Below are 14,052 nucleotides of genomic sequence, written 5' to 3'. Positions count from 1 at the left end.
AAGCAATAGTGAAAGGTGTAGCTGTAACAGGAAACACGATAGTGATGGTAGACAAACTGAAAGAAGTTCCAACACCAACAAAAGTTAAGTTTTCTAAGAAAGCATTAACAGAGAATGGAGAAGATCTTAAGGGCGCAACTATCCAATTGACAAAAGCAGATGGAAGCTTAGTCAAAAAATGGGTAACAGATGGAACGGTAACAGAGTTTGAATTAAAAGACGGGAAGTACACATTCACAGAAACATCTGCACCAGCTAAATATCAAGTAGCGACAGCAATAACATTTGAAGTAAAAAATGGAAAAGCAATAGTGAAAGGTGTAGCTGTAACAGGAAACACGATAGTGATGGTAGACAAACTGAAAGAAGTTCCAACACCACCATCAACATTACCTAAGACTGGTGAATCCAGCTCTCTTGGCGCATTTCTTTCTGCGTTGGGGCTATCTTTAGCTGGTCTTGGAGTACTTTACAAAAAAATGAAGGCTTGTGAATAACGTCTTAGCATAAAAGGTTGGCAAGCCATGAAAAGACTGACAAAATCCTTGACAGACAAACAGACAGACAGCATAACTCTGTCTATTTTCACGTAGAATTTTTTAATTGGCAGAAATATATACCTGATGGATAGGTATGTGTTTCTGCCTATTTTTATGCAATTTTTCAAAACAATAAAAAGAACATTATTAGATTTATAAGGAGGAAAATATGAGAACATTAGTAAAAAAGACACTGGGTCTATTGATGGCAACAGTAGTAGCGTTTGGCGTAGTAGCTGGAACTACGCAGGCATTTGCTGGTGGCGATGCGGTAGCATCTAAGCAAGCCGACAAATATACGGAAATAGACATGCAGGAACCGTATATAAAAGACGCAGAGCTGCATGTTTATTCTGTAAAAGACGATAACGGCTCGCCTGCAGCCGCGATAACTATCACTCACAAAAATTCGGGTGGAGTTGACCCTCAGCTTACAGGCGTAAGGGAGTACACTGCCGCTGCAAAAGAAGGTTGGGTTTTTAAGAATTGGACGTACGAGCAGTTTTTAAAAGACAAGGACTACGGAAATTACAAAGGTGTTTTCTATTCATTTTCAAAAGATCACAACAACAAGAGCATTCCTTATACATCGGGAAATGTGATTTCCGTAAACAGAACGGGGACTATAGGAGAATCAACATTAATTAAGCGAATTTATAAGGTCTATGCAAACCTTAATCCTACTATCACGGCAACTGCCGGTGAAGGCGGATCGATAACTCCTGCCGGAAAGACAGAAGTCACATACGGAGAAAATCAGAAATACAATTTTACAGCCAACAAAGGATACATAATAGCTTCGCTGAAGATAGACGGAGTAGAACAGACCGTCGAACATACAGCTTCGGGTTCATATGAATTCAAGGCTGTAAAATCGCCTCACACTATAGAAGTAAGCTTTGTAAGAGAATACACGATAACTTATACTGATGGCGTTGACAACGAAGCAATTTTTACCGATCAGGTTTACAAAGCTGCTTCGGGTTCCGATACTCCTGCTTTTGAGGGAACCGCTCCAAGCAGAACAGATTATGTTTTTACAGGCTGGACTCCTACCGTTGCGAATAAGGTAACTCGTGACGTAACATACGTCGCTCAGTGGAAGCGGATTCAAAGAACAATTACTTTCAAGGATGGCGATAAGACTCATGCAAAAGTGAAAGTGGAAACTGGTAAGGCTATTAATACTGATGTGTTGACTAATGAGTCCATGCCGAAGGATCCAACGAAGGACGGTTATACCTTCAAGGAGTGGAATACGAAGGAAAATGGTAAGGGTGAGACGTTTACGGGAGAAAGCGTAGTTAATGGTGATATGACTGTGTATGCCATTTACACGAAAGATTCTGCATCGACGCCGACACCGACTCCGACTCCGACTCCGACTCCAACTCCGACACCGACTCCGACACCGACTCCAACTCCGACGCCAACTCCGACGCCAACTCCGACATCGACACCGACACCGGCTCCAACACCGACGACAGCTCCTAAGCCGCAGCCTGAAAAGCGTATTGGCATGATTCCTAAGACGGGTGAATCGGCGTCGTTTGCAGGCTTGCTTGCAGCACTTGGTTTCTCGATTGCCGGACTTGCAATTCTTCGTAAGAAGAAAATGATGGAAGAAAACAATAAGTAAGCACGCTTGTTTTAAGTAACGAGTATTGGTTATTAGAAGATGGCTCTAGCGATATGTTAGAGCCATCTTTTTGTATGCTATTTTTTAAGTGTTATTTGAGATGTAAGCTTTCTTATTCTCAATAATAAATAGTATGATGCTCCAAGCTAAGGTTTCAGAGTTCCAAGGTTAAAGTTTCAGGATTCCTATAAATAGTTTCAGAGTTCAAGGCTAAGGTTTCATTAACATGGCATTCGACCGATAAGTATCGAACCAGAATCTGGCAGTGTAGTCACAAGTTTGAAGAACACTGCGCCACTCCACGCTTAAAAGAAGATGAGATTCAAACGCTGTTTATTAAAGGCGTAAATATGATTGTTAAAGATAAGCAAGAAATAATCGCAACTCATAAAGAGATGGTAAAAACTGTTTTTGATACTTCAAGTCTTGAAAGTGAACAACTGAAACTTGAAGAATAACTCAACATCGTAGCTGACAAGGTCAATAACTGTATCAATGAAAACGCACGAAAATTGCAGGACCAGGATGAGTATGAGAAAAAATATACGAGTCTAGTGAACGGGTTTAATACCGTAGAAGCAAGGCTTAAAGAAGTCAAAACTATTATTGTTGACAAGCAAGCAAGACGTGATGAGGTTGAATATTTTATCGAAACTTTGGAAAAACAAGAGATGCTAGTAGAATTTGATAAAAACGTTTGGATTAGCATGGTTGACTATCTAACTATTTACAACGATGGAAAAATAGAATTTACATTCCTGGACGGGAGTAAAAGTGAAGCAAAACGTTAATTAAAAGAAAGTACACAATCTAACAATGAGAGCACGTCAGTAAACAACTGACGTGTTTCCCTACTGTTAAAACCGGTTTATAAGCCAAAATCTTTTTCTTAAAATAAAAGTAGTTTTTAACACATCACTCTAGAAGCCCATACACAACCCATACCAAAAACAAAACACCCCTTACTTTTGATATACACACCCTTGAATATGTACACCCTTGAATTCAAAAAACACTCATAAAAAAGAAAAAATTTAGCATCAATTCACCGCCAGATTATCGTTTGCATTTTTCTTTTTCTTCAGACCGTCGAGAAGCCTTATTTACAACGTTTTTCTAGGCGACAATGGATAAAGATTGTATACTTTTGGAGTAATACATTTCCTAATAATGTTAAAATTACAAATGTTGTTTTTCCAGAAATAAAAGCTCCTGAAGGTTATAAAATAGTACACTATGGTGAAAGTGAATTTTCTGATAATCGAATTACTAAGTTGAATCCTCTTGTAGAAAAACTCGATGATAGTTGGAAACTTACGGATGGGTCTTATTGTCCTATTTATAGAACTGTAGAAAATATTACATATATAGTTTTTTCAGACGAGATTTTTTCCTGTGCGAAAAGAGTAATAATCTTTGCGAAATCGTTGTGGTTTGGGAGTAAAACCTAAGCCTCAACGATTTTTATTTAAGAGATCCACATGCTAACATGGTAAAAATTTAGTTTTTGGATTAAATTCTGGGGAATAGATACCGTTAGATTAATGTTGACTATATTAGATTTATATAGATATAGTTAGATATAATTAGATATACTTAGATACGTTTAGATATACTTAGATTAGATAGAAAAGTTTAGATAATTCTTTTAAAAGGGGTGATTATAGAAATGAATATTAAAGATTTGTCTTTGCATATTAAAAATCCGTTCACTCCAGGTGCAGGATGCAAACCTCCAGAGCTTGCGGGTAGAGAAGATGATATAAGGATTTTTAAAACTCTAGTTGCAAGAACTGTTTTGCAACGTGTTGATAGAGGAATAATATTTAGCGGTTTAAGAGGCGTTGGCAAAACTGCTTTGCTTGTAACTCTCGATGAGTACGCTTCAAACAATGGCATGTTAACTGCTCGTATAGAATCAAGTGGAATTATTGAAGATGATTATGGAAGACTTTTTAGAGCAATTAGTCTTGCTGTTTCTGAATTCGATATGCATAACACGAATCTTAAGTCTCGTATTTCTGAAGTAATTTCATCTGTTAGCAGTGTGTCAGTTAGTGCCTTGGGTGTTTCTGCAAAATTTGAAAGTAAGAAAGTAGAAGAGCAGGAAAATGATTCTTTAAGACTTGAGCTTCTTATTACAAATTTATCAAGAAAACTCAAAGAGCTTAAATCTGGATTTTTCTTGTTTATAGATGAGTTGCAAGAAATGGACTCAGATTTACTTGGAGTTCTTATTTCCATACAGCATAAGTTAGGTCAATTATCTCTTCCTTTTTACATTATTGGTGCTGGTTTACCTAACCTTCCTGGTGTTTTAAGTAAGTCGAGATCTTATGCAGAAAGATTGTTTGAATACCGTGGAATAGATAAGTTAAATGAGGAATCTACTATTAAAGCTTTTCAGATTCCTGCAGAAAGTGAGGGAGTAACATTTGATTCCAAAGCTTTAAAACGTCTGGTAGCACTTTCTGGCGGCTACCCTTATTTTATACAGTCTTATGGTGAGGCTGCATGGAATGAGTCTGATTCAAATCCTATAACTTTGAATTCTGTTATAGCTGGCCAAGTTAAAGCAAGGCAGAAGCTTGACGATGGTCTTTATGCCGCTAGATGGCAGCGAGCAACTGAATGTGCAAGGAATTATTTGATTGCTATGTCAAATCTTGCTGGAGATGAGCCAGTTCTTACAAGTTCTTTAGCTGAATCAATTGGTAAACCTAGTAAAGAATTATCAGTAATTAGAGAATCTCTTATAAAATTAGGGTTGATTTATTCTTCTAAACGAGGAATGGTTGCGTTTACAGTTCCAGGAATGGGTGATTTTATAGCTCGCACACAGCCTTCTAGTACTCAACCTTATGACTTTAGGTAAGTAGATTAGATAGAAAAGTTTAGATATTATTCAAAAGTAGTTAAACGGATACAAAAAAGAACGGCTTATATACTTTAAGTTTAAGCCGTTCTTTTTTTATTCTTGATTTATTATGAGTGACTTAGTTACTTAAGCAGAGCGCGAATTGCTTCGACTTGCTCGCTATTAACTTGACTTGCAGGCTCGCGAACAAGCATGCTAATTGGCAATCCCTTAAGATTTACGGCAGCTTTAATCGCAGAAATGAACAAGTCGGTAGTGTTGTAAACTGCCATCAAATGGCTGATTCTTTTAGCGCATTCAATAAGATGCGCAAAGTCGCCAGCCTCATACGCCTTATGCAAAGCTGCAAAAGTTTCTGGCTCCACATTTGTAAGTCCACAAATAACGCCATTTCCGCCTGCAATCCTGTTAGGAGTGTAGTACTCGTCAAATCCAGAGAAAACAATAAAATCTGGGTTTACGCGTCTAGTGGCTTCAATCATTGCTCGAGTGTGGCTTATAGTATCTACCGTGTCTTTAATACCAACAATATTCGGGTATTTTTTAGCAAGACTTGCAACTAAACTTGGCGTTAAATCGCTGCCAGTTCTAGCAGGGAAGTTGTAAAGAATAACAGGCAAGTTGGTTGCGTTTGCAATAGGGCCAAAATAGCGTTCTGCGGTTGGGGCAGTTGGTCCAAAGTAGTAAGGGGATACAGCTACAACAGCGTCTGCGCCGCAACTTTCCGCAAACTTAGTAAAGTCAAGCACCTCGTTAAGATTAGTGCTTCCAACACCTATAAGAACAGGAACTCTGTGATTAACATGCTCAATAGCAAATTTAGCTGCTTCCTTTTTTACGCTAAGCGGATATGCATAAAATTCGCCGATGCTGCCAAAAATCAGTATGCCATTAATTCCTGCATCAATAAGATGGTCAAGGTGCTTTGCCCATGAGTCGTAGTCAATGCTTCCATCATCTTTGCTTACTGTTATAGAAGGGCAGAACACGCCTTTAAAAGCATGCAAATCAAGCTTTGCACTGTTAGAAGTAGTCATAAAAATCATCCTTAGTTGTTGTTATTGAATTATGGGGCATAAGACTTTAACTGGCAAAATCTTACACCCCATAAGCAATGATTATTCAAATAGATTATTCAAATAACATAATTAATTACAGTTTAATACCATATGCCTTCTTTGCATTGTTCATAAAGAAATCTTCGTCGTCGCCAAAAAGCTCAACCATTAAGTCAAGATGCTGCTTAAGCGAAGAATTCAACTTAACAACTGGCCAATTAGAGCTAAAGAGTAGGCGATCAGGGCTAAAGGTGTCTTTAACAAACTTAACAATATCTGGATTTACTGGATTATCTCCAGAAATCTTAATATAGCTGTGTGGAAGCTTTGCAAACGCACGCAAAGCAGCGCATGAATCCTCGTCTAATCCTGGAACATTGCCCAAATGGTTTAGAACAACAGTCACTTCTGGAACCTGCTCAAAGGCTTTAGCCATATCGCCAAGCTCTTCGCCACGATTGCAAAGCTCAAAAGGCATACCCTTCTTGGCCATTGCCTTAAGACCGCCAATAAACGAAGGCTCTAAGCAGCGGCCGCGTGGCTCGCTTGGAATGTGAAGTGGCTCGCGAATGCCAGTTGCGTTAATTGGCACGCGCATAAATGGATCCAACGTAACTCTAAGCATTTTAGCAAGAATTTTAGGATTAGGATTTTCTCCAATAAGCCTATCTTCTAACTCGTGGTCTGCAGCATCAACCTCAACGTATACGCCGCCGAGGAAGTCAACACCCAAGTCTGCATACTCTTTTTCGAGCTGCTCTAACGTAAAGGTGTGGTTTAGCTTGTCTAAGCCATCTAGCCAAGGCAAGACTTGCTTTGTTGGATCCCAAATATGGAAGTGGGAATCTAAAATACGAAGTTGAGACATAATAAACTTTCCTTTCTAAAGACTTTCTAAAGACTTTATAGTTCTTTGCAAATCACTTAGCTTCTACAAGACCAATCTTGGAACCCCACAATGCGTACCAAGCTACATACAAGAATCCTGGAACGGTGAGCAGCACTGCAACCTCAATGCCAGCAAAATCTTGTACAAATCCAAGGAATAGTGGGATTATAGCTGCGCCAACAACGCTCATAATCAAGGCGGAAGAGCCAGTCTTTGCTGCAGAGCCATGAATTCCCTTTAAGGTAAGAGAGAACACGGTTGGGAAGCCAATAGACACAAACAGGTAGGAGATAATGTAGGCTACTACAGAAATCTTGCCGAGTCCAAGGAATGCAACAAACATTAGCAATGCGCTCAGAACCATGTAGATTCCAAGAATCTTATCGCTATCAAACTTTGTCATAAGAGGTGTTGTAATAAAGCGACCAAGGGTAAACATTAAGGAAACGATTGCAAGCATAGATGCCGCAATACCAGTTGTTACTCCAGCACCCCAATGCTTAAGAGCAAACGATGAGAACATTGCCATTCCAACAACCTGAAGGCCTACAAATACAAATTCTGCAATAACGCCAAGTGTAAAGTATGGCTTCTTAACAAGATGCAAGAATGAAGAATCTCCCTTGTTTTCTTGATCTGCCTCAACATCTCCTGGAGGTGTAGGAAGCTTAAAGCAGAAGAAGATTGCAATAACCGCAATAAGAACAATGCCAATAACAATGTAAATCATGCGAGTATCGCTAAGGAACTTCGACTTAGCAAATTCAAATCCTGGTTCGCCTTGCTTAACGGTTTTACCAATAATGTTGCCAAGAATAAGCGGGCCAACAATGCTGCCAACGCCGTTAAAGCTTTGTGCCATGTTGATTCTAAAGGATTCGCCCTTTTCGTCGCCAAGCTTTGTAATGTATGGGTTGCAGTTTGTTTCCAAAGTTGCAGCACCAAGAGCAATAATAAACATTGCTATAAGGAACATAACATAGCTTGCTGTAGCGGTTGCAGGAATTACAGCAAATGCGCCGATTGCAAAGAGTGCAAGACCGCTAATTACGCCGCCCTTGTACCCAAAGCGCTTTGCGATTAAACCTGCAGGAATAGCCATTACAAAGTATGCGCCAAAGTATGCAACCTGAAGCAGCGCTGCTTCTGTGTTGTTTAGATTTAAGTAATGTCCAAATGGGGAATTAAGAGCATTGACCAAATTCATGGTCAAACCCCATACGAAGAACAAAGATGTTACCAATACAATGGCAATTATAGTTTTTGAGCTACTTTTGTTATTGTTAACAACCACGTTGTCGTTTTCTTTTGTAGTCATCGTCACTCCCGTGTGAGAATAATTCAAAGAGTTTAAGATTTTAATAGTTCTTAATTAATATTGTGCAATGGTGCGCAAGCACACATTTTGCATTGCGCACCATCGACTAGTTAAATTGCACCGAATCTTAAATTTGCATTTGGAATTTAAGACAAAGCGCGATCAAGATGCACGTATCCGCCATCAACGAACACCCACTGACCAGTGGTGTGCGAAGACCTATCCGAAAGCAGGAATGCGGCTTCGTTTCCAATTTCTTCCGTGGTAGTCATGCGGTTTTCCAGAGGAATCTTGTCGGTAATAACCTTCAAACGAGCCTGCTGAGCTGCTTCGTCACCAAAGGTCTTAATCCAATCGGCATACAGTGGGGTCCAGCATTCGGAGACAACAATCGCGTTTACGCGCACGCGGTCATGAACAAGTGCTGCAGCCCATTCGCGAGTCAAGCCTAAGATTCCACCCTTTGCAGCAGCGTAGGCGCTGGTCTTGCCCTGGCCTGTTAGAGCAGTCTTAGAAGAAATGTTCACAACAGCGCCGTGGCTTTCCTTTAAGTACTTTACAGCAGCGTGAACAGTCTCGTAGTAGTGGGTAAGGTTTCCGTGAATCGACTTCTCGAAGTCGCGCCAAGAAGTGGACTCCAAATCCTTGTTGTCGTTAACGCCAGCGTTGTTTACAATGCCGTCAATATGACCATACTTCTTGTATGTTTCTTCAATAATTGGAGCGATTTCGTCTGTATCGTTTAAGTCGAGAATATAAACGTCGTAGTTCTTTGTGTACTGCTCAATATCCTTGCGGAATGTTTCTTCTGCAGGGTCTGCGCGGTTAATAACTACTGGAATTGCGCCCTCTTGTGCAAGCTGAAGCGTAATGCCCTTACCGATGCCCTTGAATCCACCTGTTACGATGAAAACTTTGCCTTCCAAATGCAAATCCATAATGAACTCCTTTGTTAAATGATGTGGTTTGCTTTTTGATTATTAAATTATGAATCTTGATTGTTTAAAGTGGCTAGCAATTTAAAATAAACAGCTTAATGTAAACTGCTAGCCACAATTGCATAACTATCCGCGATAAAGGTACTTTTCAGCCGTTTCCAGCGTCATTTCAGTGCCATTACCTGGGGCAGTTGGTGCAACATAATTGCCATTCTTGATTTGTGTTGGATGCACAAAGTGCTCGTGCTGATTGTCTACGTATTCAATCATGCGACCTTCCTTTGTGCCAGAAACTGCAACGTAATCAAACATTGCAAAGTGGCACACGGCTTCGCACAATCCAACGCCGCCTGCGTGAGGGCAAACTGGCTTATTAAACTTGCGTGCAAGCAAGTATTCGAGAACAACTTCTTGTGGACCTGCAACTCGAGTTGCGTCGATTTGCATAATTCCAAACGCGTTCGCTTGCAAGTACTGCTTAAACATGATTCGGCTTTGCATCTGCTCGCCAGTTGCCACAGGTATTGGGTTAATTGCGCGAGCAATTGTTGCGTGACCAATAACATCGTCTGGGCTTGTTGGCTCTTCTACCCAAGCTAAGTCGAAGTCGTGGAAGCGGTTAATCCAAGTGATTGCTGTTGGAACATCCCAAACCTGGTTTGCATCTACTGCAAGACGAACGTCTGGGCCAATTGCCTCGCGAGCAAGGGCGAGTCTTCTTAAATCGTCGTCTACATTTTGACCAACCTTAAGCTTAATTTGCTTAAAGCCCTTAACTTGCGATTCTTCCTTAGCAATTGCAACCATTTTCTCGTCGCTGTAACCGAGCCAGCCTGCAGCAGTGGAGTAGCCTGGGTAGCCGTTTACAAGCAGATCTGCAATTCGCTCTTCCTTGCCTTTTTGACCATCTTGCAAGAATTCGATTGCTTCTTCTGGCCTTAAGGCGTCGGTCATGTAGCGGAAGTCAAGCGTGGAGACTAATTCCTTTGGATCCATCTCGGCAAGCAAGCGCCACAATGGCTTTCCAGCTCGCTTTGCTTTAATATCCCACAATGCGCTCAAAATAGCGCCAATTGCCATGTGCTCTACGCCTTTTTCTGGCCCTAACCAGCGAAGCTGAGAGTCGTGAACAAAAAGATCCCATGCAAGACGCATGTTGTCTAGTAACTCTTCTACGTTTCTGCCAATAAGCACTTGAGACATGGAGTCGATTGCTGCGCAAACAACATCGTTTCCACGGCCAATCGTAAATACAAATCCAACGCCTTTAATGCCATCGTCTAGGCTGGTTTTGATTTCTACGTATGCGGAGGAATAATCTGGGTCTTTGTTCATTGCGTCGGATCCAGAAAGTGTCTGCGAAGTAGGGAATCTAAAATCATAGGTTTTTACTGATGTGATTGTACTCATAACGATTCATGCTCCTTTGCTTTTACATCGTTGTGACCTACATTTGTAATTCTATATCAAAACGATAGAAAAATGTTGTAGTATGGCTAGAAATTTTCGCAAATTGATTTTTGCGAATATTTCTGAATGCGCACAATGTGATAAATGTCATATTTTTGATTTTTCCATGATTGAAAAATTGAGCTTTTTAATAAGGAAAATCGCACATTTAGTCCGCGTTTTGCTTGCGACTGATGGCAAATAATTTTATTATTCGGCGTGTCGTAAGAAATTTTCGCGATTTTTGCCTGTTAAAAGCGAAATAGTGTATTATGTAATCTATAACAACCTTGATAAATCAAGCAATAATGCTATTTTTCAGTTTTTCTGGTAACTTGTATTATTGTAGATAATCTTAAAAGTGGCTACGAATTTTTCTTTAAGATTAGGATTTAGCTAAAATGCATTGCGCATAAAGAGGATAAAGAAAGAGGATAAAGAAAGGAGTAAATATGGCGAATAATATGGATGTAAATCGAGCGGAAGAGTCTGAATCTTCAAAGCCTAAGATTGCTGAATTGGCCAAAGAAGCTGGTGTTTCTCCGTCTACAATATCTAAGGTAATCAATGGTAGATCGGGAGTATCGGAAGAAACCAGAAGGCGTGTAGAAGAAGTTTTGTCTAAAAGTGGTCGCGACTATTCTCTTGTTAGCACTAAAATTTCTCCAACGGTGGAGCTGCTGGTGGATTACGTTGCGAATAATGGAACCATTGAGATGATTACTTATGCATCTCGTTGGGCGCAGCGCGAAGGATTGGCGCTTACAGTTGCTCAAACCGATAATGGCAAAAAGCGCGATGAGTGTTTGCGCGGAATCGTAGACAGAAATCCTTTGGGCGTTATATCGCAAATGTCGGATCTTAGCGAAAAAGATAAAGATTTTTTGCGTATGCGTAATATTCCGCTGATTATTATTGACCCAGTTTCTATTGGAAACGGCAGCGATCACACGATTTCTATTGATAATTGGACTGGCTCTTACGAGCTTACTCGTCATTTGATTAGTTTGGGACATAAGCGAATTGGCGTTATTACAGGCCCATTAAACGTTCAGTCTGGTGTTGCTCGCTTTGCTGGATACAGTGCGGCTATGGAACAAGCTGGCTTGAGTGTGGATAAAGACTTAGTAAAAGAAGGAGATTATCTTCCTGAGCTTGGATACAAAATGGCTTGCAACCTTTTGGATTTACCTAAAGACAAGCGCCCAACTGCGATTTTTGCTTGCAACGATATTACTGCTGTAAACGTTTATCGTGCAGCAAGAGAGCGAAAAATAAAATTAGGAACGGAGCTTTCGGTTGCAGGATTTGACGATGTTTATCCTGCGCAATATTTAATGCCGTCTTTAACAACTGTTAATCAGCCTTTTGATATTATGGCAAAAAATGCTGTTAGTATGATTCTTGCGATTAGAGAAGGAAGAAAAATCGAAAATCAAATGGTTCTTCCTGCACATGTTGTTATTAGAGAAAGCACTCAGCCAGTTTCTAATTAGGTGATTGTTTTTAATTAGGTAATTTATTAGCGACTTATGCTTATAACCACTATAAATACCATATAAAATGTGGACGCAACTTAAATCAAGAGGTAAATCAAGATAGGTTGCGTCCACAAATTGTTTGTTCTAAATATTGCGTATTTATTTATTATTTTAGAAGACTACGCATAGACTACATCAAGATAGACTACATCAAGCTTGTGTAAATCTTGCGAATATCTTCCAAAGTGGCCTTGCGTGGGTTTCCTGGAGTGCAAACATCTGCCAAAGCGTCGTGGCTTAAGCCTTCAATATCTGCCTCACTAGCTCCAACTTCGCTAATCTTAGTAGGATTTCCAAGCTTAACCGTTAAGTCGTGAACTGCCTTTACAGCAGCATTACGCACGGTTTCGAGGTCGTCGGTGTATGCGTTTGGAACGTCGAATGCGGCAGCAATATCGCGATACTTTTCGCCACTGTAATCCTTGTTATATTCCATAACAGGAGCAAGCAAAATTCCGTTTGCAACGCCATGAGCAACGCCAAGGCGACCGCCGAGTGGGTGAGCCATGCCGTGAACCAAGCCCAAACCAACGTTGGAGTATGCCATGCCAGTTATGTAGCTTGCGTAAGCCATTTGTTCGCCTGCTGGAACGTCTCCGTCTGCGCTCTTTGCAAGGTTTTGTGCAATCATGCGAATTGTTTGCAAAGACAGGCAATCCGAAAGGCTCCATGCACCTGGAGTAATGAAACCTTCGATTGCGTGGGTGAGTGCGTCCAAACCAGTTGCAACCTTAAGCGAGCGTGGCATGGAATCGGTGAGATCTGGGTCTACGAATGCAACGATTGGAATATCGTGAGGATCTACTGCAACGAACTTGCGAAGCTTTGCGGTATCGGTAACAACATAGTTGATTGTTGTTTCGGAAGCGGTTCCTGCGGTTGTTGGTACGCCAAAGATTGGTACAGAAGGATTCTTTGTATCTGCAACGCCTTCTAGAGAAAGAACATCGCCAAACTCTGGGTTAGCTACAATAATTCCAATGCCCTTGCAGGTATCTTGTGGAGAGCCGCCGCCGAGGCCAATAAGGAAGTCTGCGCCAGATGCCTTGAACTTTTCTACACCGTCTTGAATGCATTCAACAGGTGGATTTGGCTTTACGTTGTCAAATACTTCGTATGGAAGACCAGCGGATTCTAGAACGTCGGTAACTCTTTTAACGGTTCCCGTCTTTACAAGAACTGGATCTGTTACAACGAATGCTTTTTTAAAGCCATGTGCCTTAGCAACGTTTGGAATCTCTTTGATTGCTCCACGACCGAAGTAAGCAGTCTGATTGAAAATCATTCTATACACCATGCGAAAATCTCCTTTGAGTTTCTTGTTGGCTTATGCCATTTTTTGGTAGTCGATTAATATTTTACAATATTGCATGACATTTGGCGAGTGTGTTAAATAAGTGTTTTGTTACTAAAATTAACAAATAAATAATTAAAATGAACATAAACTAACTAAATTTACGTATTTTTATTTATTTTAGATATAAATAAGCACATTTATTAAAAATTGCTCGCATGATTTGCATTGCTTATTTTGAAGGAAAAATATTAATCATATTAAGAAAAATTCTTTAATTAAAGGTGTTGTAGTTGCCAAATTGATTTATTTTGCATTAAATAATCTGTTTGAAACACAAATTTAAGTTTTAATACTGAGTTCTCATACTAAAGTATGACGATTTTATATAAGAGCATTTTTATATCAAAATTTAATAGCAAAATCTTATTATTTCAATGAAAATATCAGCCCTACGCACTATAGAGAATGCGTTTTTAATCACGTAAATTGTAATTGTAAGGTAATCA

Annotated in this window: 11 protein-coding genes; 5 read left to right on the top strand and 6 right to left on the bottom strand. The window is 40.0% G+C overall.

From position 1 onward, the window contains the following. The 4 genes from QP420_RS02510 to QP420_RS02495 form a co-directional block, all read left to right on the top strand. On the top strand, positions 1-497 hold a 497-nt coding region (locus QP420_RS02510; protein ID WP_481616453.1), incomplete at its 5' end, for a SpaA isopeptide-forming pilin-related protein. Positions 498-708: 211 nt separating this feature from the next. After that, complete coding sequence (locus QP420_RS02505; RefSeq protein ID WP_481616452.1) at positions 709-2,178, top strand: InlB B-repeat-containing protein; 1,470 nt, start codon at positions 709-711, stop codon at positions 2,176-2,178. 512 nt (positions 2,179-2,690) lie between these two features. Next, complete coding sequence (locus QP420_RS02500; RefSeq protein ID WP_481616451.1) at positions 2,691-2,969, top strand: hypothetical protein; 279 nt, start codon at positions 2,691-2,693, stop codon at positions 2,967-2,969. A gap of 866 nt (positions 2,970-3,835) precedes the next feature. Then, positions 3,836-5,053, top strand: a complete 1,218-nt coding sequence (locus QP420_RS02495; protein WP_481616450.1) for an ATP-binding protein — start codon at positions 3,836-3,838, stop codon at positions 5,051-5,053. Positions 5,054-5,178: 125 nt separating this feature from the next. On the opposite strand, the gene QP420_RS02490 is transcribed toward QP420_RS02495, so the two are convergent. The 5 genes from QP420_RS02490 to QP420_RS02470 form a co-directional block, all read right to left on the bottom strand. After that, positions 5,179-6,093, bottom strand: a complete 915-nt coding sequence (locus QP420_RS02490) for a dihydrodipicolinate synthase family protein (RefSeq protein ID WP_481616449.1) — start codon at positions 6,091-6,093, stop codon at positions 5,179-5,181. Positions 6,094-6,208: 115 nt separating this feature from the next. After that, positions 6,209-6,982 (bottom strand): amidohydrolase family protein, encoded by a 774-nt coding sequence (locus QP420_RS02485; RefSeq protein ID WP_016800650.1) that lies wholly within the window; start codon positions 6,980-6,982, stop codon positions 6,209-6,211. A 52-nt stretch (positions 6,983-7,034) separates the two neighbouring features. Further along, positions 7,035-8,321 carry an MFS transporter gene (locus QP420_RS02480; protein WP_016635377.1) on the bottom strand — a complete coding sequence of 429 codons (1,287 nt, stop codon included), beginning with the start codon at positions 8,319-8,321 and terminating at the stop codon, positions 7,035-7,037. A gap of 146 nt (positions 8,322-8,467) precedes the next feature. Further along, the gene (locus tag QP420_RS02475; RefSeq protein WP_481616448.1) at positions 8,468-9,259 is read right to left on the bottom strand and encodes an SDR family oxidoreductase; all 792 of its coding nucleotides are present in this window, start codon (positions 9,257-9,259) and stop codon (positions 8,468-8,470) included. A 126-nt stretch (positions 9,260-9,385) separates the two neighbouring features. Beyond that, positions 9,386-10,669, bottom strand: a complete 1,284-nt coding sequence (locus tag QP420_RS02470) for an enolase C-terminal domain-like protein (protein ID WP_004130435.1) — start codon at positions 10,667-10,669, stop codon at positions 9,386-9,388. 491 nt (positions 10,670-11,160) lie between these two features. Here QP420_RS02470 and QP420_RS02465 point away from each other — a divergent pair, with 491 nt between their 5' ends. Further along, entirely contained in the window at positions 11,161-12,204 is a 1,044-nt protein-coding gene (locus tag QP420_RS02465; RefSeq protein ID WP_481616447.1) for a LacI family DNA-binding transcriptional regulator, read from the top strand. Positions 12,205-12,394: 190 nt separating this feature from the next. Here the strand turns inward: QP420_RS02465 and fucO are convergent, their stop codons facing one another. Continuing rightward, the gene (gene fucO, locus QP420_RS02460) at positions 12,395-13,546 is read right to left on the bottom strand and encodes a lactaldehyde reductase (protein WP_029600499.1); all 1,152 of its coding nucleotides are present in this window, start codon (positions 13,544-13,546) and stop codon (positions 12,395-12,397) included. Positions 13,547-14,052: the final 506 nt, after the last annotated feature.

This window comes from Bifidobacterium sp. UMB1197, from assembly GCF_030217745.1.
Lineage (GTDB): Bacteria > Actinomycetota > Actinomycetes > Actinomycetales > Bifidobacteriaceae > Bifidobacterium > Bifidobacterium vaginale_B.
Note: the sequence above shows the minus strand (reverse complement) of the source record. Positions and strands in the feature narration are given on the sequence as shown.

Bases quoted from the DNA above. Each gene is read 5' to 3' on its own strand.
- QP420_RS02470 (WP_004130435.1), bottom strand. From the start codon at position 10,669: ATGAGTACAATCACATCAGTAAAAACCTATGATTTTAGATTCCCTACT.
- QP420_RS02490 (WP_481616449.1), bottom strand. From the start codon at position 6,093: ATGACTACTTCTAACAGTGCAAAGCTTGATTTGCATGCTTTTAAAGGC.
- QP420_RS02475 (WP_481616448.1), bottom strand. From the start codon at position 9,259: ATGGATTTGCATTTGGAAGGCAAAGTTTTCATCGTAACAGGTGGATTC.
- QP420_RS02505 (WP_481616452.1), top strand. From the start codon at position 709: ATGAGAACATTAGTAAAAAAGACACTGGGTCTATTGATGGCAACAGTA.
- QP420_RS02485 (WP_016800650.1), bottom strand. From the start codon at position 6,982: ATGTCTCAACTTCGTATTTTAGATTCCCACTTCCATATTTGGGATCCA.
- fucO (WP_029600499.1), bottom strand. From the start codon at position 13,546: ATGGTGTATAGAATGATTTTCAATCAGACTGCTTACTTCGGTCGTGGA.
- QP420_RS02465 (WP_481616447.1), top strand. From the start codon at position 11,161: ATGGCGAATAATATGGATGTAAATCGAGCGGAAGAGTCTGAATCTTCA.
- QP420_RS02480 (WP_016635377.1), bottom strand. From the start codon at position 8,321: ATGACTACAAAAGAAAACGACAACGTGGTTGTTAACAATAACAAAAGT.